Consider the following 17,696-nt stretch of genomic DNA (forward strand, 5'->3'; position numbering starts at 1 on the left):
GCCATATTGATAGAGGTCGTATCTTAAAAAGAGAGACAAAGCGGCAGGTATTTAGCCTGCCAACACCTTAAACCGCATCCTCATTTTCTTCGCCGGTACGAATGCGAATCACCCGCTCAACGTCATAAACAAAGATCTTACCATCGCCGATTTTGCCAGTTTGTGCAGTTTGCATGATGGCTTCAATGGCCCGTTCGGCTTGCTCGTCTGGCAGAACCAGATCAATTTTGATTTTGGGCAGAAAGTCCACCTGATATTCTGCACCGCGATAAAGCTCTGTATGACCTTTCTGGCGACCAAAGCCTTTCACTTCGGTAACTGTCATACCCGTTACCCCAACCTCGGCCAGGGCTTCACGCACATCGTCCATTTTAAATGGCTTGATTATGGCTTCAATTTTTTTCATCTGCGGTTACCTTTCAATCAGCATCATAAAGGGTGGGAATTGGGCGGCGCTTGTGTTGGGTACGTTGATAGATATACACCAATTTCTCTGTCACAGCAGGAGCAACCTGCCGACCTTCAAGAAAATCGTCAATCTGGTCATAGGTCAAACCCAGCGCAGCTTCATCGGTTTTCTGCGGTGCCAGGCTCTCAAGATCAGCGGTTGGTGCTTTATCAATGACCTTGGTCGGCGCGCCTAACGTTCTGGCCAGCAAACGTACCTGACGTTTATTCAGACCAAACAGCGGAGCCAGATCACAGGCACCGTCGCCCCATTTAGTGTAAAAGCCAGTGATGTTCTCCGCTGAGTGATCCGTTCCCAGTACCAGCGCATCCAACATACCGGCAATCTCGTACTGAATCACCATACGGGTACGGGCCTTGACGTTACCTTTAACAAAGTCCTGCTTCGACGGATCATTGGGTAACACCCCCTGTGCAGCCAGTGCTTCGGCGGTTTGCTGATGGATGGCATCGGCGCCGGGCTGCACATTAACGTCAAGTGCCAAGCTAGGCTGGATAAAATCAATGCTGGCCTGGGCGTCTGCTTCATCGGCCTGACTGGCATAAGGCAATCTGACGGCCACAAAGCGGTAAGTTTCGTGATGCTCCTGATTCAACTCATTTACCGCAATTTGCGCCAAACGCCCAAGAGTACAGGAATCTATACCACCACTAATGCCTAACACCAGAGTGTCCAAACCAGATTGGCGTAAATGGGATTTGATAAAATTTACCCGTCGGGTGATTTCAAATGCCGGATCGATCTCAGGCAATACCCGCATCTCTGCCAGAATCTCTTTTACATCCATAACATGCTCATTTGGTTTTTCCACTATCATAAAAAAAAAACCGCTAACTTGCTCGCCTTTATATATGGCGGGCTCATACTCAGAGCATGTGCAGTCTCTGGTAGCCCCTGATAACAATTGGCCCAACCGCATACCCAAGGTTTTGCCAAACAAGGTATGCTGGGCGTTTATAAGCAACGAGTTAAGTCTAATGAAAAGGCAATCTTCTTCTGCATCACCGTTCTTGCAAGCAGGACTGACGTTACTTGAACTGATGATTACGCTGGCCATCTCCGGCATTCTGTTGACCCTGGTTGCCCCTAATGTGCGGGATATTCTGATCCGCAATAACATTACTTCTCAGGTCAATGAAATCAGTGGTGCCGTGCAATTTGCCCGCAGCAACGCCATTGATGAGCAGAACACCGCGATTGTTTGCCCAACCCCGGATTTTTCCACCTGCAGCACAGACTGGAATCAGGCCAAGATGGTGTTTAACGATCTGGATGCCGATGGTAACCGCGGCAACAATGAAGAGATTCTGGCAGCCACCAGCATTGCGCCTGATAGTCTGGTTTTAACCGGGCCGGCCATAACCGTGCGTTTTAATGGCAATGGCACAGTCTCAACCCCGGCGACAATCAAATTTTGTCATCAAGATGGTGAAGCAAAGTTTGCCCGGGCCCTGGTTATCAGTCTACAGGGCCGGGTCAGGTTAAGTCAGGATGAAGACGGGGATGGGATCCATGAAGACGGTGGTGGCAATCTCAGTTGTCTCTAAAACAGATCAAGCTGGCTAGTCATCCTCCTTTGCCATCTGGGTCAGTTGCTGATATCCATCTAACGCCATAATCAAAGACGCTCGGTCTTGTTTGGCTACATCCTGCCAACGTCGTCCTTCTAACGCCCCCACCAAGGCATACAGCAGATTCAAACTAACCGGCCGCTGAGCCGACACCATTGCGTAGGCTCTGATTGCGCCTATTGCCTGCAGTTGCGCCAAACTATGAATGCCAGACTCATTTAGCCAACGGGCGGATTTGGGTCCCAGCCCTGGCAGGGATGCAAGATCTGTCATAACTAACAGCGCCAGCAAAATTCGCTATTCGCCAGAGCCCCATTGTTGTTCTGATCCCAGGCCTTACGTCCATCACTGTAATAATACAGGGCACCATCTGTGGCCTGATTTGTGCCAGTCACAGGTGTGGCTTTAAGTACATAGCTATTGCCGTTGGCGGCTACCGCATCAATACTTAAATCGTATTGTTTGCTGGCAGTGGGCTCAGCAGAAGGCGAATGGGCGTGAAAGACACTGGGGCTGCCAGTATCCGCCCCCGCTGCGCCAGCTCCTTTGTAAGTAAAATTAGCGGCACGATGTCGCTCCATCGCACTGGCCAGCGCCATCAGGTCTGCCTGTGCGGCACTGCGATGGCTACTCACCGTAAAATTGATATAGGATGGATAGGCGACTGCCGCAATAATGCCAACGATAGCGACCACTATCATTAACTCTACCAGGGTATAGCCTGCGTTATTGTTCACGTTCATGCTCAGTTTTCCAAATACTTGGCTGCACCCGCTCAAAGCGCCCATAGATATTTTCCGCCAAACATTCAAAGGCGGAGCCACAAGGATCGTTTTCGTCAATCACGGCTGAGGTACACTCCGTACCAAGACAGACTACGGGTTTGACAATGTCTTCTATCAGGATCTTGGTATCTGGCGCAATACCGGTTTGTTTCAGGTTGGCATGACGGTCCGCATGCTCTTTTTCACCATTATTGTTGAAATCTTTCACCGCATTGCCATTAATCAGTTCCACCAGATAAGCACGACTGTTACCAGTGGGCGGTGCGCACAAACTTTGGCTGATAGACGCCGGAACATAGGTGGTAAAGAACAGCTTGTAGTTGAGGATAAGTGGAGACGCCAGAACCTTCTCGCCACCACTGCCTAGACGAATATACCAGCCTTGCTTGCTGGCAAATGCAGCCGCTTCTATTTCACGTTGACTGCTGCTGGATGACGTCAATAAATGGTTAGTGGCATCATAAAGATCAGCCGTGGTAATTGGCGTACTGGGTAAGCCGTAATTACCATCCTGATCCAGCGTAAAGACCCCTTTATCCTTGATCATATACATATTGTCCTGGATCTGGGTGTTCAGCGGATGCGCCCGGTAACCAGAGCCCAGTGCTACCGCATAGTAGTGTTCGTTAGCCAGGCTGATTTCCGATACATCGGGGCCATAATAGAAACGCCGGTTGTCGGCGGCCGACCCATCGGTGGAAAAACTGGCCATTTGCGCACCGGTCACAAAATCAGCGCCGGTTTCGCCATTGTGAATATCCAGTCTGAACATCTGTCCGCCGGTATCCACCACATACATATGGTCTGCATAACCATCGTTTTCCCGGTCTATCACTGAGATTCTGGCCGGTATACTGTATTGCATGGTCGGCAAATTTAAATCCGCTCCGGCATTACTGGCTGTCCACAACAAAGCACCGGTATCTGCATCCACCATATAAACGGCATTACCAACCACATCAGGGCTGCGCAATACTTTATTGTCCTGGTCAGAATCATAGCCGCCGCCGAAAATCAGCACAGTCTTGCTGCTACCACCTATACGCACTTTGGTAACTGTGGGTCTTGACCAGCTTTGTCCCAGTTTGTCAAAGCCAGTACTGCCGCCTTCTATTTTAAACAGCAGTGATGGCTGAGTTTTATTGCTGATATCAAAGGCGTAGTAGTTCCTTCCGCCCCGCCGCATCCCCACATAAAGCAACTTACGGCCATCATCATGAATTCTTAGTACCAGGTCGCCATCCAGGCCATATATATGGTTAAAGCTGGAATTATTCTGGTAAAAGTCATACAGGTTACTCATTAACTCCTTGGGCGTAATAGCAAAGTTTTCTGCGCCGGTTTCGGCGTCAAAAGAATGCAGAAAGCCTTGGTTAGTGGCTACCAGAATCGCACTGTCGGTATTACTGTAATTGACTATCACTGGCTGCGAGTGAATTGGGTCGCCCATTTGCAGTCTGACATCGGTAATATCACCGTCCGCGTCATCATCAAACAAATCTACGCCACGCGCCCACTTTAGCACAGCCTCTCTGGTGCTCACCTGGTCTACGGCAGCCGGAATGCCTAACTCGGGGGCAGCGATAGCATTATTGTTTTCATGCAATGTATTGGCCGATGCAGTGATAGACCCGGTACCACTAAAGAAATAAATATTACGCAACAAACTTAAGCGACTGGCCGCACCGCCTTCACGTACATCGTTACCGTCGGCCAGGGTAGACCAATAACTATGGGCATTGTCATGGAAAAAGCCGGAGGCATCATCTACCGCATCCAGTCCCTGACTATCGAGAATGGTGTCACCACTGATTTTGTATTTTTTAAGGTTGCCAGGCCAGATCGTGCTCTCTGCTGGCTTAAACAGCGCAAAATATAACTCATCCTTGTGGGTCAGGCGGTTAAGCTGGTTTACCGCTACGCCAGGTGATACAAAGGTGGCATTGACGTCTTTTACCGTTTTCAGAATGCTCTGGAATGCATCTACCAGGTTCTCTGCACTGTCTGCGGTATAAAAACCCCCACCACCGTTTAACGCCAGTTGGTTAAGATAGTTATTGGCGGTGGCATTGGCAGCAAAGCCGATGGTATGTGTGACAATGCGTGCATCGATCACTGAATCCGCTGACTTACTGATGTTTTTGACCAGGTCAACACCACATTTTTCACCACTGTTATAGCCACTGGCACAATATTTACCCAGTAAGGCCTGAATCTTACTCACACTGTGGTTGTTATTGGCCTCGCCATCCGACAACAACACAATATGATTGTTAGTCTGACATTGCATATCGGTGATAGGAGAAAGATAAGTGGCACCAGAGGGTATGTATTCGTTCATACAGCCTTTACCACTGAGATCATCTTCACTACAACCTGGCGGCCTGACAGAATCAGCCCCGGCATAAGACAGTCGGTGACTAACCCGGGTGGAGCGGCGCACATTTTCATTCACACTGGAGTTGCCGCGAGTCAGACCGTAATCCACCGGCAAACCACCATAGTAGCTCACCGCTTCATACAAGGTATCCACAATGGGTGTCAAACCATCTGCACTCAATTCGTCGACCTTATTAAGCAGATGCTCTCTTACTGTGGCGACCGTCTCTGGCGTGGCATTGCCCTGAAACTTAATCACCAATCGCGGTGCTTCCGAGGGTTTGCCGTCATAGGTATAAGCAGCACGATCACCGTTAAAATCATAGGCGACAACCACCAAGTTATTACCGGGTTCCCAACCGCTGCGGTTCACTACCTGCTGAATTTGGTTAATCAATGACGGGGTCTGGTATACCTGGTTTCTGCTCCAGTTGGGAATGTTGGACCAGGTGGTACTGCTGGTTTTCGGCATATTTCTGACCATATAGCGGGAATGTGGCGAAAAGTCAGAGGTGTCGTCCAGATTGACAGCGGCTAATTTGAATGATGCATTACTGTTATCATTTTCGGCAGCAGTAAACTCCATCCATGCGTCCTGAATGACCACCCCCTGAGGTATGGCCAGATTTTCAAAGCGCATGCCAATGTATTCGTTGTAACTGTCGTTAAAGGTCAGCTGTGTACCGGTTGCATCATGGCCGTTGGACTTTTCTTCCACGTTATTGGCAGTCGAACTGACCTGATAGGTATGCTGCCCGGTGGCGCAACCCGTGGCACTTAATTTGTCGTAAGCCACCACCAACTGTGCTGACAGGCCGCTACCTTCTTCGTGGGAATGAATACGCCTGGCGGATGTGCCACCCACCCCCTGACCGGTGACAATAATATTCAGCGCATTACCACCACACCAACTTCCCTGATCAACGATTTCCTGAATAACGTTGCTGATATCAGGAGTGTTAACCAACTCGCCACTTATTGGCCAGTCGTTGTCACTATTCCAGTCAATGGAACTGGCTGTTTTACTACGTGCCGAAATATTGCCGCTGGCCGTTGAGAAAGTGCTGCTATTGCCAACTAACTCCCCGGCAATATTGATATTGGCCGCCGCACTATTGAATTGGTCTGAGGTAAAACGAATAAAGGCTTTGGTAATTTGCGCACCGCGTGGAATATTGATATCGGTAAATCGTAGTCCTGATGTAAGGGTGGTAGTGCCATCTACCAGCTTCAGCGCATTGCCTCCCAGCGTGACAATGCTATTACTTTCATACGCGTCATCACTTGGATTAAGCACCGAAGTAATAAATTCCGGCTCTACAGGTTGGTCAATAGCCCGAACCGGGTACAATACCGGCCCCCCCAGATCGGAAAAGCGCATCAGCCCTGCATTAACGTTGGTAACAGATTGCAAGACGGTCTTAAGACCTTGCTGTACCCGCGCCATTCTGGACGTATACCCACCATCTTTATTGGTCATACTGCCTGAGGTATCCATAATAAACAGCACATTGGGATGGTAGGTCACCTGGTTGTTACCGGTGCCCAGATAGATTTCCAAATCATCAGCAAAAGCCGACCAACTAATCATTGTAGAGAGCATTGCACTGACAAGGCTTAGGCTAAATTTATTCATTTACCCTCTCCTATTGGTTGGACGGCGCAAATACCGCCGCTTTCAGGGTATTGGCAATAGCAAAAGACTGCCCATCCACTTGGCCACAGCCCCGCACCAGAAATACATGGCAGCTGATGTTACTGCCACCAATCACATTGCTGGAGCCAAGACAGGCTTCCTGGCGCACATAAGCCGTTTTAGACCAGGCTGTGGTCGCGGGAAGGTTGGCGTAATGGCCTGCGGCCTGATGGACATTGCCCAGTGTCAGGCCCGCAGCGGTCAGGCTGCGTTCCGCCCAATTCACATTGTCGAAGCAACTGAAGGGTTGATTTAGCAGATCAATGGCATTGAGCTGCCGGGCTTCGGATAACGGGTCCATCAGAGTATCATCGGTTAGCACTTGCGGATCTTCGGCTTCAAAGATCACGCCGGCAATCGCTGCCTCTGCGGCATCAAAGGCCAGCAATTGCTTTTCCATGGAAATGGCCATCTTGTTTTGCATCAGGCTGCTGCTAACGGCCGAAACCCCCAATATGGTCAGGCTCATCAGCACCAACAGGGCCAGTACTAACACTAAACCTTGCTGTCTCATATCTTTCTACTTCGCATTTGATTTTTAACATTGCGCAGGGAAATGGTGGATTCAAACTTTTTGAATAACCGCTTCTCTGCAGGTGTAATAGGGGCTTCGTTAAGAAGCTTAAAACTGGGCACAGGATCGATAGTCACTTCGCCATCCCCCTGTACAAGCACAGCAATTCGAATCGCCACAATGGCTGCGTTTGCAGCACGCAGCGCTGGCAACTGATCAGCAGTCACATAGGTGACCGGTCTGGCGGAAAAGTCGTTGGACACCTGGTGATCGGCGATACCGTAAAGCACCTGAAAGCTTTGTACCTGGTCCAGCAGGGAAAACGCCGCATCGGCATTATTGCCCACCGCATTACGCTGACCGCGCAACACCCGACCATCGAATCCCCGGCATTTCAGGCTGTCACCGTCTAGAAAATATTCATTAACCACAAAGAATTCTTCGGGATCGGCATAACCAAGCTTGTAGCCACGGCAGTCGCGCAGCCCTTGAAACGCTACGACCAGGGTATCCGGCGCACCATTGGCTCCTTGAGTGGCGCCAAGCGCCGGGCGGTTGATAAAGTCACCGGGTAATATAACAGGACGGTTTTGCAAAAATGCCGCTTCATCCACTATATCCACGATACGGCTGAGGTTGGGTGAGGTAGAATCGTACAATCCGGCCATCAGTAGATCATTGCGCATCCGGCCAATGATAAACCGGCCACCTTCCTGTGCTGAGGCCATGGCGCGATTCAGTCTCTCGGTAACCTGGTTGGACACCATCACTTGCACAATAGCACCGGAAATCAACAACCCCAGCACCAGGGTGATCATCAGTTCCACCAGACTGAAGCCGCGCTGTCTCATAAGGTCACGTCCAGTACCACACAATCCCTGGGATCATTGGAATTGGCGGGATTACACAAAGCGTTAAGTTGCCGGTCGATGTTCTGCCAGTTTTGCGCCGGCCAGCTAATCATAATGCGGTGCCTGGACCCGGCACTACAGGCATCAGCATCTAATAAATCATTGTCGCTGCAAGTCAGGTTGATGTTCGCTGCGGGGTTGGTGGCGGCCATAGAACAAGACACCTCATAAGCATCAAACTCGGCAAATTGTCCGGGTGTACATTGACCACTGCTGCAATCCGGGATCGCAGCTGGCATCGCCAGGCAATAACAGTTGTAGGTATTACCACTGGCGCAGGCCCCCAAATTATCAAAGTTATACAGGTTATTGGTAAAGTAGCTGTTATCCACCACCATACTATTGGCAGTATTCGACATCTTTGCACTGGCTCGCAGCCTTTCAGCCAACTGCTGGGTGATGATGACAGCCTGAGAACGGTTCAGTGCATCGGCATTGGAAAATGAACCAATAAATTGTAAAGAGGCAACGCCCAACAAGCCGATGGACAAAATAAACAGGGTCACCAGGATTTCAATCATCCCGACCCCAACTTGTTGAATTGGCAGTTTCATGCCAGTAGCAGACATTTTCACCTTGACCTCAACGTTAAACCCGATCCAGTCGCATACCGGACGCTATTTCAGCTTAGTACAAGGTACTGCATATTTAGGTGCTTTTGGTTATACGTAGGTGTGGATGGGTATGGGAATAGACTGACTAATAACCAGCCTCAAGCGCGGTTGGGGTTTAACCAAAACTAACGGTGAAGCCCATAGAATAGGGCTGAATGGCCTGACTCACTCCAAGGCCGGTAAAAAACACAGGCGCCATAAGGCGCCTGTGGTATAGTGCAAAGTATGATGTTACATACCTAGATGCGCATGTTCCTAAGACACTTCGCGAACCCGCAACTCCTTAGGTACAGCAAACTCAATGTTTTCCTTACGCCCTGGCGTTTCAATAACCACTGAGGCGCCTTTTTCACGTAAGCGATTCACCACTCCTTGCACCAGCACTTCAGGGGCTGATGCACCAGCGGTTACACCAATATTCGTGGTGTTCTCCAACCATTCCGTTTGAATGCAGTCGGCACTGGCAATTAAATACGCCCTGGCACCAATCTTTTCAGCCAGTTCCTTAAGCCGATTGGAGTTCGAGCTGTTCTGCGCCCCCACCACCAGCAGTACATCACAGCGCCCTGCCAATTCGCGCACGGCATCCTGACGATTTTGTGTGGCGTAGCAGATATCATCTTTGCGCGGCCCTTCAATGGCTGGAAACTTGCTGCGCAGCGCGTCAATCACATCGGCCGTATCATCCACCGACAACGTGGTCTGGCTGCAATAGTGCAGTTGCGTGGGATTTTTTACCTGCAATGCCACGACATCATCCACCGACTCCACCAGATAAATGCCGCCGTTAGGATTGTCATACTGTCCCATTGTACCTTCCACTTCGGGATGTCCCTGGTGACCAATCAGAATACACTCAATCCCTTTGTGACTGGCGCGAGTGACCTCCATATGCACTTTGGTTACCAGCGGGCAGGTGGCATCAAAGACCTTCAGGCCCCTTCGCTCGGCTTCTTTGCGCACCGCCTGGGATACACCATGGGCAGAGAAAATCACGATACTGTCATCCGGCACTTCAAACAGTTCGTCAACAAATCTGGCGCCCCGCGCTTTTAACCCGTCCACCACAAATTTGTTGTGCACCACTTCATGGCGTACGTAAATAGGTGGCTCAAAAATCTCCAGCGCCCGCTCCACAATGGTAATGGCCCGGTCAACGCCGGCGCAAAAGCCCCTGGGGTTGGCTAGATGGATTTGCATTCTGCCTCTCTTACCCATACCGTTTGTTGCGATACGGATTGGGTTATTCAGTTGTACTTAGCTATCCAGTTCCTGATTAAGGATCTGAACGATTTCCACATCAAAAATGACTTTCTGACCAGCCAGTGGATGATTGAAATCAACCGTCACAGAATCGCCCGCCACGTCACGCACAATACCCGGAATTTCCACACCACCCGGCTGGGTGAAGGCGATGATCATGCCAGGCGCCGGCGGTGTTTCACTACCAAATTTGCTGCGATCCATATGATGGATGTTATCCGGGTTAGGCATGCCAAAGGCATCTTGTGGTGCCAGGGTGAAGGCTTTTCGCTCCCCTACGTGCATGCCCATCAGGCAGGCTTCAAAATTGGGCGTCAAATTACCATCGCCAATACGCAGTTTGGCTGGCTTATTATGCACTCTGGTGCTGTCAGCGGCAGAGCCGTCCTCCAGCTTAAGGTCAAAATGCAGCACTACGGTGCTGTTGTGATCCACTAATGGCTCAGTCATCGGATTTCACTCCGTTATTCCGAAAGGCATCAATAATCAGCAGTGCAGCCCCGACACAAATTGCACTGTCGGCGATATTAAAGGCCGGCCAGTGCCAGTTGCCAACGTAGAAATCCAGAAAGTCCACCACATAACCGTAGGCCATGCGATCAATCAGGTTACCCAATGCCCCGCCTAAAATCAGCGCAAAGGCACAGGGTAATAACACCTGTTCGCGCTTACTTTGCCTGAGCCAATACAAGATCAACACACTGACGGTTACAGCAATACCAGTGAAGAACCAGCGCTGCCATCCACCGGCATTACTCAGGAAGCTAAATGCCGCCCCATAGTTATGCACATAGGTAAAGTTAAAAAATGGCACCAGAGGAATTGACTGATAAAGCTGCATAGCATCCACCACCAGCAGTTTTGTCAACTGGTCGATCAGAATAACCACTGCGCTAAGCCACAAAAAACGCAGACCGGTGCTTTTGAACAGATTAAGCATAATGACGTTGCTCACCTTCACCATCAACGTTTTCGATACAGCGTCCGCACAACTCGGTATGCTCAGCATGCTGCCCCACGTCTTCTCGGTGGTGCCAGCACCGTACACACTTATTGCCCGCAGCTTTGCGTACTTCAACCCACAGCCCTTGTACGTCAGTATCATCTAACTGCGCAGGACGAGCATCGACAGACTGCACCTTGGCGGCAGAGGTAATCAGTACAAAGCGCAATTCATTTTCCAGACTGGCCAGTTGACCGGCCAAAGCAGGTTGACAATACAGCAGCACATCGGCTTCCAGAGAGCCGCCAATTTCACCGAGGCGGCGGGCATCTTCCAGGGCTTTGTTGACAGCATCTTTTACCGCCAGCACCTGTTGCCAGAACTCATCGCCCTGGGTCTGGCCAATGTACATATCTTCCAAAGCCTGATACCAACTGTTGGTAAACACATACTGTTCCCGCTCACCCGGCAATGCCTGCCAGATTTCCTGAGCGGTAAAACTCATGATAGGTGCCATCCAGCGCACCAGGGCTTCGGCAATATGATACAGGGCAGTCTGACAAGAGCGGCGTGCTACGCTGTCGGCTTTGGCGGTATATTGTCTGTCTTTGATCACATCCAGATAGAAGCTACCCAGTTCGATGGAGCAGAACTGCATCAACTTTTGCACCACCACCAGGAAGTCGTAACGGTCATAGGCAGCAATCAGCTCTTTCTGCACATCTTTAGCGCGGCTTAGCATCCAGCGATCCAGCGCCACCATCTGCTCAACAGGCACCAGATCGGTGGCCGGATTAAAGCCATTCAGGTTAGCCAGCAGGAAACGGGCCGTATTGCGGATACGACGATAGGCATCGGCGGAACGCTTAAAAATCTCATCGGAAACGGTGATTTCCGAGCGGTAGTCAGTTGAAGCCACCCACAGACGTAATATGTCGGCCCCCAGCTTGTTGATGATCTCCTGCGGCGAAATGGTATTGCCCAGTGACTTGGACATTTTCCGGCCGTTGGCATCAACAGTGAAGCCATGTGTCAGCACCTGCTTGTAGGGTGCATGTCCTGTGGCGGCAACGGACGTCATCAATGACGACATAAACCAGCCACGATGTTGATCCGAGCCTTCCAGGTACAAATCCGCACCAGCCGGAATATCATCTCGCCTGTCTACCACAAAATAATGGGTTACCCCTGAATCAAACCAAACATCCAGGGTATCTTTGACTTTCACATAGGTATCAGCATCCTCACCCAGCAATTGTGCCGCATCTAAATCCCACCAGGCCTGAATACCCTTCTGCTCCACCGCCTGGGCAACTTGCTCGAGCAGTGCATGGCTGTTGGGGTGCAGATCGCCGCTATCTTTGTGCACAAACAAGGCAATGGGAACGCCCCAGGTACGCTGACGGGAAATACACCAGTCTGGACGACCTTCCACCATTTTTTCAATACGGCTTTGTCCCCAATCCGGGATCCACTGGGTTTTGGCGATTTCCTTCAGTGAGTCAGCACGCAGACCATTTTTGTCCATGCTGATAAACCACTGCGGGGTGGCCCGGAAAATAATCGGGGTTTTATGTCGCCAACAGTGCGGATAACTGTGCTCATAGGCATGGTGATGCAAAAGCGCGCCTTTTTCCTTCAGCACGTCAATCACATGGTCATTGGCCTTAAATACATGCTCGCCGGCAAACAAAGGAGTGTCAGGTAAATAAACACCGTTAGCGCCAACCGGATTGGCCACTTCCAGACCGTACTCTTTGCCAACATTAAAGTCATCCACACCATGACCCGGTGCGGTATGCACACAGCCGGTACCAGACTCTGTCGTCACATGGTCGCCCAGAATCACCGGCACATCAAAATCATAAAATGGATGGGCAACACGCAGATTTTCCAGTGCCTTACCCTTGCAGTAACCTAGGGCGTGGTAATGGCTGACACCAAATCTGTCCATACACTGGTCCATTAATTCGGCGGCCACCACCAGACGTTGTTTGCCCTGCTCGGTTTCTGCCTGCACCAGCACATATTCCAGTTTAGGGCTTACCGATACGGCTCTGTTGGCTGGTAAGGTCCAGGGGGTAGTGGTCCAGATTGCCACGGATACCGGTCCTTCACCCACATGGTTTTCCGGGTGGGCAAAGGCCTCGACCATAGCCGCTTCGTCGATAGCACGAAAGGCCACATCGATAGAAGGCGAAGTCTTGTCTTTGTATTCCACTTCGGCTTCGGCCAGAGCTGAGCCACAATCGGTACACCAATGTACCGGCTTGAAGCCCTTTTCAAGGTGCCCTTTGTCGATGATGCCGCCAAGGGCGCGGATAATATCTGCCTCAGATTGGAAATCCATGGTTTTATAGGGTTTGTCCCACTCACCAAAGACGCCCAATCGAATAAAATCTTTCATCTGCCCGGCAATTTGCTTTTCAGCATAATCGCGGCAATGCTGACGAAACTCCGCCTCAGACACTTTTTTGCCGGGTTTACCGACTTTCTTCTCTACCTGCAATTCGATCGGTAAACCGTGGCAATCCCAGCCTGGTACATAGGGCGAATCAAAATCAGACAGCGTTTTGGACTTAACAATAATGTCTTTCAGGATCTTGTTAATAGAGTGACCCAGGTGAATGTCGCCGTTTGCATACGGAGGGCCGTCATGCAAAATGAACGGCTTATTACCCGCCTTGGCGGCACGTATCTTGTGATACAAGCCATCTTCCGTCCACTGCTTAAGCATCTCAGGCTCACGCTGCGCCAGGTTGCCACGCATGGGAAACTCAGTTTCCGGCAAATTCAAGGTATGTTTGTAATCGCTCATCGATCCTCAATTCCACTATTAGAACAGGCGTATCGCACTGCTGGCATAACGCCTTAACCGGGCAAGTCGCCCTTAAGCCGAGAGTAACTCTCTGGCTTTACTGGCATCCTGCCGTATCTGTTGTTGCAATGCTTCCAGCGAAGCAAACTTCATTTCGTCCCGGATCTTAACCACCGGAATCACTTCGATATGACGACCATACAAGGCCGCTGAAAAATCAAACACATGCACTTCCAACTGGCTACGCTGACCATTTACGGTTGGACGATTGCCGATATTGGCGACCCCCTGATAGGTTTGCCCCTGGACCTTAACCCGCACGGCAAACACCCCAGCTAATGGCGCCCGGCAACGGTTTAACAACACATTGGCGGTAGGAAATCCCAGGGTCCGGCCCTTTTTATCACCGTGTACGACTTTGCCGGAAATACCAAAGGGTCTGCCCAGCATGGCCTCTGCCAGTTGAAAGTCAGATAAGGCCAGAGCCCGGCGAATTTCAGTGGAACTGATACGGCAGTCCTGCAAACGAAAACTGCGGGTACTGACCACATCGAATCCACAGTGCAAGCCTTCACTTTGTAGCATGGTGAAATCGCCGCTGCGACCTTTGCCAAAGCGAAAATCATCCCCTACCACCAGAAACCGGATACCCAGGCGCTTCACTAATAAATCTTCAACAAAATCACTGGCCGACAGCTGCGAAAACGCCTTATCAAACCGAATGCACAGCAAGCGATCCACGCCCAGCTTGCGCAACTGTTCGTATTTGTCGCGTAGCCTGCTGATTCTGGCCGGTGCACTCTCGGGGCTGAACACCTCTTCAGGCTGCGGTTCAAATACCATGACAGTCGCCGGAAGTTGCATGGTACGGGCCTTATCAATCAAACGTTTAAGTACCGCCTGATGCCCTAAATGCACACCATCAAACTTGCCAATGGTCAGCACACACCCTTTATGTCGTTCACGGATGTTATGCAGGCCACGAATCAGTTCCACCAGCTACCCCTTGTTGGTTGCGGCTTTCGCCCGTGCAAAAATCACGGGATTATAACCGACTGTCCGCTTAATTAAAGCCCAGTGTCAAGGGCAAAGCATCTATCCATGCGCTTTATTCAAATCGCCGGGCCTTAATCCCAGAGCCAGGGCACTCAGCAGCAAACACAACAATGCCAAGCCGATCAACCTGCATAATTCCGTGATTTGCGCTATTAGCGGCAGTTGCTGCCATACATCGGCTGCAGGTTTTAACCACATTAACAAAGCTACCATAACCAGGGTCGCCAGCATCACCCGGGTCAGAAACAAGATTGTATCGCGACTTATTTGATATACAGCGGTTCGGTGCAGTTTCTGATACAGCAGAATGGCGTTGAGGCTGGCTGACATAGCAGTGGCAATGGCCAGACCAACATACCCGAACGGAAATGCCAAAATAATGTTAAACAACATATTGGCCGCCATCGCCCAGATCCCGTACCTGACTGGCGTTTTTGTGTCCTGTCTGGAAAAGAACCCCGGTGCCAGCACCTTGATCAGCATAAAACTCAACAACCCACAGCCATAAGCCATCAAGCTATATGACGCTTTCTGCGCATCACTGGCATCAAACTCACCGCGCACAAATAAAACCGTTAGCAGCGCTTCGGCAAGCACAATCAATCCCGCTGCCGCCGGAATTCCCAGTAAGCACACCATACGTACGGCCCAATCCATGTTAGCCTGAAACTTAACGCTGTCAGCACTGACATGATTGCGGGATAAGGTGGGCAGGATCACGGTCGCAATAGCAATACCGAATAAACCCAGGGGAAATTCCAATAAACGGTCAGAGTAATACAGCCAGCTAATTGAGCCTGTCACCAGAAAACTGGCGATAAAAGTATCCAGCAACAAATTGATTTGGCTGACTGATACGCCAAACAAGGCTGGAATCATCAACTTTCTGACTTTGGTCACATTGGGATCTCGCCAGCCCCACCGGGGTTTGGCTACCAGCCCCGTACGCAACAGAAAGGGCAACTGGAAAAGCAGTTGCACCAAACCACCGAAAAACACCCCCCAGGCCAGGCCAACAGCCGGCTCTGCCAATTGCGGCGATAGATACAGTGCAGCACTGATAATACAGACGTTCAGCAATACCGGGGTAAAAGCCGCGACGGCAAATTTATTCAAAGTATTGAGAATGGCCCCGGAAAGCCCGGTAAGCGTGATAAAGAACAAATAAGGGAAGGTGATTTTCAGCATTAAGGCGGCCAATTCAAATTTAGCGCCATCAGCCCCACCTTGCAGATAATCAATAAACCAGCCGGTGCCAAACAATGCCGCCAACACAGGTGAACCAATGACGCCCAGCAACGTCACCACCAGCACCAGGGTCCCCAGCGTCCCGGCAGTACGAGCCAGAAACAGTTTCAGTTTCTGCTCATCGCCCTCAGCGTGCACTTGGCTAAGCACAGGCACAAAGGCTTGGGCAAATGCGCCTTCGGCAAACAGTCGGCGTAAAAAATTAGGAATTTTGTTGGCAAAAAAGAACACATCCGCCGCCGCACCAGCGCCCATTAAATTGGCAACAACAACGTCTCGGGCCAAGCCCAGAATTCTTGACAACAACGTCATAAAACTGACAATCAATCCGGATTTCAGCAACTTAACCGACACACAAAGTCCCCAGACAAAAACAGCGCTCTATTATGCGGGATCCAGGCCATGTTGAGAAACACAAATGCCCTCGCAAATGTTGTCCAATAAAGCGGCAAAAGCATTTGACAAATACGCCAATAATGGGAATAATCCGCACCCTTAAATTTTGACAAGAATCTTTTGGGAGTTTCACCTTGGCTAACATCAAGTCTGCTAAGAAACGTGCTATCCAGGCCGAAAAACGTCGCCAGCACAACGCCAGCCGTCGCTCCATGACGCGTACCAGCATCAAGAAAGTGATCGCTGCTATCGCCACTGGTGACAAAGCTGCTGCTGAGGCCGCTTTCGCTGCTGCAGTTCCAGTATTGGACCGCATGGCTACCAAAGGCTTGATCCACAAAAACAAGGCTGCCCGTCATAAGAGCCGTCTGGTTGCTAAGATCAACGCTTTGGCCTGATGCCCGTTCCTGCAATCCTGACTATCAGGGATTGTATTAAAAAAAGCGCCTGTCGGCGCTTTTTTTATGTCCCGGGCAACGCGCCTTCTGACAAATCAAAATAGCTGATACCGCCCCTTGCCAGGCTAATGTTTCTGTGACGGTTACATTTTCTTACGTTGATATACATTTCCCCTCCCTTGCAAGTCAAGACAGTTTAAGCTTGCTCTGATAGAATCCAACGCTCTTTAAAACAGGCAATCTGTCAGCCAAGACACCTGGGAATTCTTGTTGAACAAGGCACAACACCTTACTTTTATCAGTGTCACACTGTGCATTTTACTGTTGCTGGCGGCCACCCTGATCCCAATGCCACAGTTAATTACCTATGAGCGTGCCAACATTGTGTCCAAGAGTATTTACTGGCAAGGGTTCGGCGAATCCGGACAACTGCTGGATGCCAATGCCAGCTTTGTCAAAATAGATAAAGACACCAACAATCTGCATGTGTGCCATAGATTCGAACGTGGCGACACCTGCCAGCAATACAGAGTGATAGAAACGCAGGGGTTGACTGCCGTTATACGCCACCTGCTCTGATGTTTTCCCCTTGTATTAGCACTTGCTTAGCTTCAACCGCACTTCGGTTGCTTCCT

17 protein-coding genes are annotated in these 17,696 nt (G+C 50.4%); 3 read left to right on the top strand and 14 right to left on the bottom strand.

Translation table 11 applies throughout. The features are described from left to right. Nucleotides 1–67: 67 nt before the first annotated feature. Together glnB and nadE are read right to left on the bottom strand one after the other, a co-directional pair. On the bottom strand, nt 68–406 hold the full coding sequence (gene glnB / locus ABD028_RS08355; protein ID WP_102798264.1) for a nitrogen regulatory protein P-II: 339 nt from the start codon (nt 404–406) through the stop codon (nt 68–70). Between the two features lie 13 nt (nt 407–419). Beyond that, nucleotides 420–1,256: an ammonia-dependent NAD(+) synthetase gene (gene nadE, locus ABD028_RS08360; RefSeq protein ID WP_343844128.1), complete on the bottom strand. Its 837-nt coding sequence runs from the start codon at nt 1,254–1,256 to the stop codon at nt 420–422. Nucleotides 1,257–1,446: 190 nt separating this feature from the next. Between nadE and ABD028_RS08365 the strand changes: the two genes are divergently transcribed. Beyond that, complete coding sequence (locus tag ABD028_RS08365) at nt 1,447–2,016, top strand: GspH/FimT family pseudopilin (protein WP_343844129.1); 570 nt, start codon at nt 1,447–1,449, stop codon at nt 2,014–2,016. A gap of 15 nt (nt 2,017–2,031) precedes the next feature. Here the strand turns inward: ABD028_RS08365 and ABD028_RS08370 are convergent, their stop codons facing one another. The 12 genes from ABD028_RS08370 to murJ form a co-directional block, all read right to left on the bottom strand. Then, nucleotides 2,032–2,313, bottom strand: coding sequence for a TfoX/Sxy family protein (locus tag ABD028_RS08370; RefSeq protein ID WP_343844130.1), 282 nt, complete (start codon nt 2,311–2,313; stop codon nt 2,032–2,034). A 2-nt stretch (nt 2,314–2,315) separates the two neighbouring features. Beyond that, entirely contained in the window at nt 2,316–2,783 is a 468-nt protein-coding gene (locus ABD028_RS08375; protein ID WP_102798267.1) for a type IV pilin protein, read from the bottom strand. Further along, nucleotides 2,767–6,840: a PilC/PilY family type IV pilus protein gene (locus ABD028_RS08380; RefSeq protein WP_343844131.1), complete on the bottom strand. Its 4,074-nt coding sequence runs from the start codon at nt 6,838–6,840 to the stop codon at nt 2,767–2,769. The genes ABD028_RS08375 and ABD028_RS08380 overlap by 17 nt, the downstream gene beginning before the upstream one ends. Nucleotides 6,841–6,850: 10 nt before the next feature. Next, nucleotides 6,851–7,414, bottom strand: coding sequence for a PilX N-terminal domain-containing pilus assembly protein (locus tag ABD028_RS08385; RefSeq protein ID WP_343844132.1), 564 nt, complete (start codon nt 7,412–7,414; stop codon nt 6,851–6,853). Beyond that, nucleotides 7,411–8,265, bottom strand: a complete 855-nt coding sequence (locus tag ABD028_RS08390; protein ID WP_102798270.1) for a PilW family protein — start codon at nt 8,263–8,265, stop codon at nt 7,411–7,413. The genes ABD028_RS08385 and ABD028_RS08390 overlap by 4 nt, the downstream gene beginning before the upstream one ends. Beyond that, the gene (gene pilV / locus ABD028_RS08395; RefSeq protein WP_343844133.1) at nt 8,262–8,879 is read right to left on the bottom strand and encodes a type IV pilus modification protein PilV; all 618 of its coding nucleotides are present in this window, start codon (nt 8,877–8,879) and stop codon (nt 8,262–8,264) included. Before pilV ends, ABD028_RS08390 begins: the two co-directional genes overlap by 4 nt. A gap of 315 nt (nt 8,880–9,194) precedes the next feature. Beyond that, nucleotides 9,195–10,139 (bottom strand): 4-hydroxy-3-methylbut-2-enyl diphosphate reductase, encoded by a 945-nt coding sequence (gene ispH / locus ABD028_RS08400; RefSeq protein WP_102798271.1) that lies wholly within the window; start codon nt 10,137–10,139, stop codon nt 9,195–9,197. A 57-nt stretch (nt 10,140–10,196) separates the two neighbouring features. Next, nucleotides 10,197–10,652, bottom strand: a complete 456-nt coding sequence (gene fkpB, locus ABD028_RS08405) for an FKBP-type peptidyl-prolyl cis-trans isomerase (RefSeq protein WP_343844134.1) — start codon at nt 10,650–10,652, stop codon at nt 10,197–10,199. Then, nucleotides 10,645–11,142: a signal peptidase II gene (gene lspA, locus ABD028_RS08410; protein ID WP_102798273.1), complete on the bottom strand. Its 498-nt coding sequence runs from the start codon at nt 11,140–11,142 to the stop codon at nt 10,645–10,647. Before lspA ends, fkpB begins: the two co-directional genes overlap by 8 nt. Continuing rightward, entirely contained in the window at nt 11,135–13,963 is a 2,829-nt protein-coding gene (ileS, locus tag ABD028_RS08415) for an isoleucine--tRNA ligase (RefSeq protein WP_343844135.1), read from the bottom strand. The genes lspA and ileS overlap by 8 nt, the downstream gene beginning before the upstream one ends. Before the next feature lie 72 nt (nt 13,964–14,035). After that, complete coding sequence (ribF, locus tag ABD028_RS08420) at nt 14,036–14,959, bottom strand: bifunctional riboflavin kinase/FAD synthetase (RefSeq protein WP_343844137.1); 924 nt, start codon at nt 14,957–14,959, stop codon at nt 14,036–14,038. A gap of 99 nt (nt 14,960–15,058) precedes the next feature. Then, nucleotides 15,059–16,621 carry a murein biosynthesis integral membrane protein MurJ gene (murJ, locus tag ABD028_RS08425; protein WP_343844139.1) on the bottom strand — a complete coding sequence of 521 codons (1,563 nt, stop codon included), beginning with the start codon at nt 16,619–16,621 and terminating at the stop codon, nt 15,059–15,061. 176 nt (nt 16,622–16,797) lie between these two features. Here murJ and rpsT point away from each other — a divergent pair, with 176 nt between their 5' ends. Next, entirely contained in the window at nt 16,798–17,061 is a 264-nt protein-coding gene (gene rpsT / locus ABD028_RS08430; protein ID WP_102798277.1) for a 30S ribosomal protein S20, read from the top strand. Between the two features lie 270 nt (nt 17,062–17,331). After that, nucleotides 17,332–17,640, top strand: coding sequence for a hypothetical protein (locus ABD028_RS08435; protein WP_102798278.1), 309 nt, complete (start codon nt 17,332–17,334; stop codon nt 17,638–17,640). Nucleotides 17,641–17,696: the final 56 nt, after the last annotated feature.

The organism is Bowmanella denitrificans (assembly GCF_039522935.1).
Lineage (GTDB): Bacteria > Pseudomonadota > Gammaproteobacteria > Enterobacterales > Alteromonadaceae > Bowmanella > Bowmanella denitrificans.

Bases quoted from the DNA above. Each gene is read 5' to 3' on its own strand.
- glnB (WP_102798264.1), bottom strand. From the start codon at position 406: ATGAAAAAAATTGAAGCCATAATCAAGCCATTTAAAATGGACGATGTG.
- ABD028_RS08365 (WP_343844129.1), top strand. From the start codon at position 1,447: ATGAAAAGGCAATCTTCTTCTGCATCACCGTTCTTGCAAGCAGGACTG.
- ABD028_RS08375 (WP_102798267.1), bottom strand. From the start codon at position 2,783: ATGAACGTGAACAATAACGCAGGCTATACCCTGGTAGAGTTAATGATA.
- fkpB (WP_343844134.1), bottom strand. From the start codon at position 10,652: ATGACTGAGCCATTAGTGGATCACAACAGCACCGTAGTGCTGCATTTT.
- lspA (WP_102798273.1), bottom strand. From the start codon at position 11,142: ATGCTTAATCTGTTCAAAAGCACCGGTCTGCGTTTTTTGTGGCTTAGC.
- ABD028_RS08385 (WP_343844132.1), bottom strand. From the start codon at position 7,414: ATGAGACAGCAAGGTTTAGTGTTAGTACTGGCCCTGTTGGTGCTGATG.
- nadE (WP_343844128.1), bottom strand. From the start codon at position 1,256: ATGGATGTAAAAGAGATTCTGGCAGAGATGCGGGTATTGCCTGAGATC.
- ABD028_RS08390 (WP_102798270.1), bottom strand. From the start codon at position 8,265: ATGAGACAGCGCGGCTTCAGTCTGGTGGAACTGATGATCACCCTGGTG.
- pilV (WP_343844133.1), bottom strand. From the start codon at position 8,879: ATGAAACTGCCAATTCAACAAGTTGGGGTCGGGATGATTGAAATCCTG.
- ABD028_RS08370 (WP_343844130.1), bottom strand. From the start codon at position 2,313: ATGACAGATCTTGCATCCCTGCCAGGGCTGGGACCCAAATCCGCCCGT.
- ileS (WP_343844135.1), bottom strand. From the start codon at position 13,963: ATGAGCGATTACAAACATACCTTGAATTTGCCGGAAACTGAGTTTCCC.
- ABD028_RS08380 (WP_343844131.1), bottom strand. From the start codon at position 6,840: ATGAATAAATTTAGCCTAAGCCTTGTCAGTGCAATGCTCTCTACAATG.
- ispH (WP_102798271.1), bottom strand. From the start codon at position 10,139: ATGCAAATCCATCTAGCCAACCCCAGGGGCTTTTGCGCCGGCGTTGAC.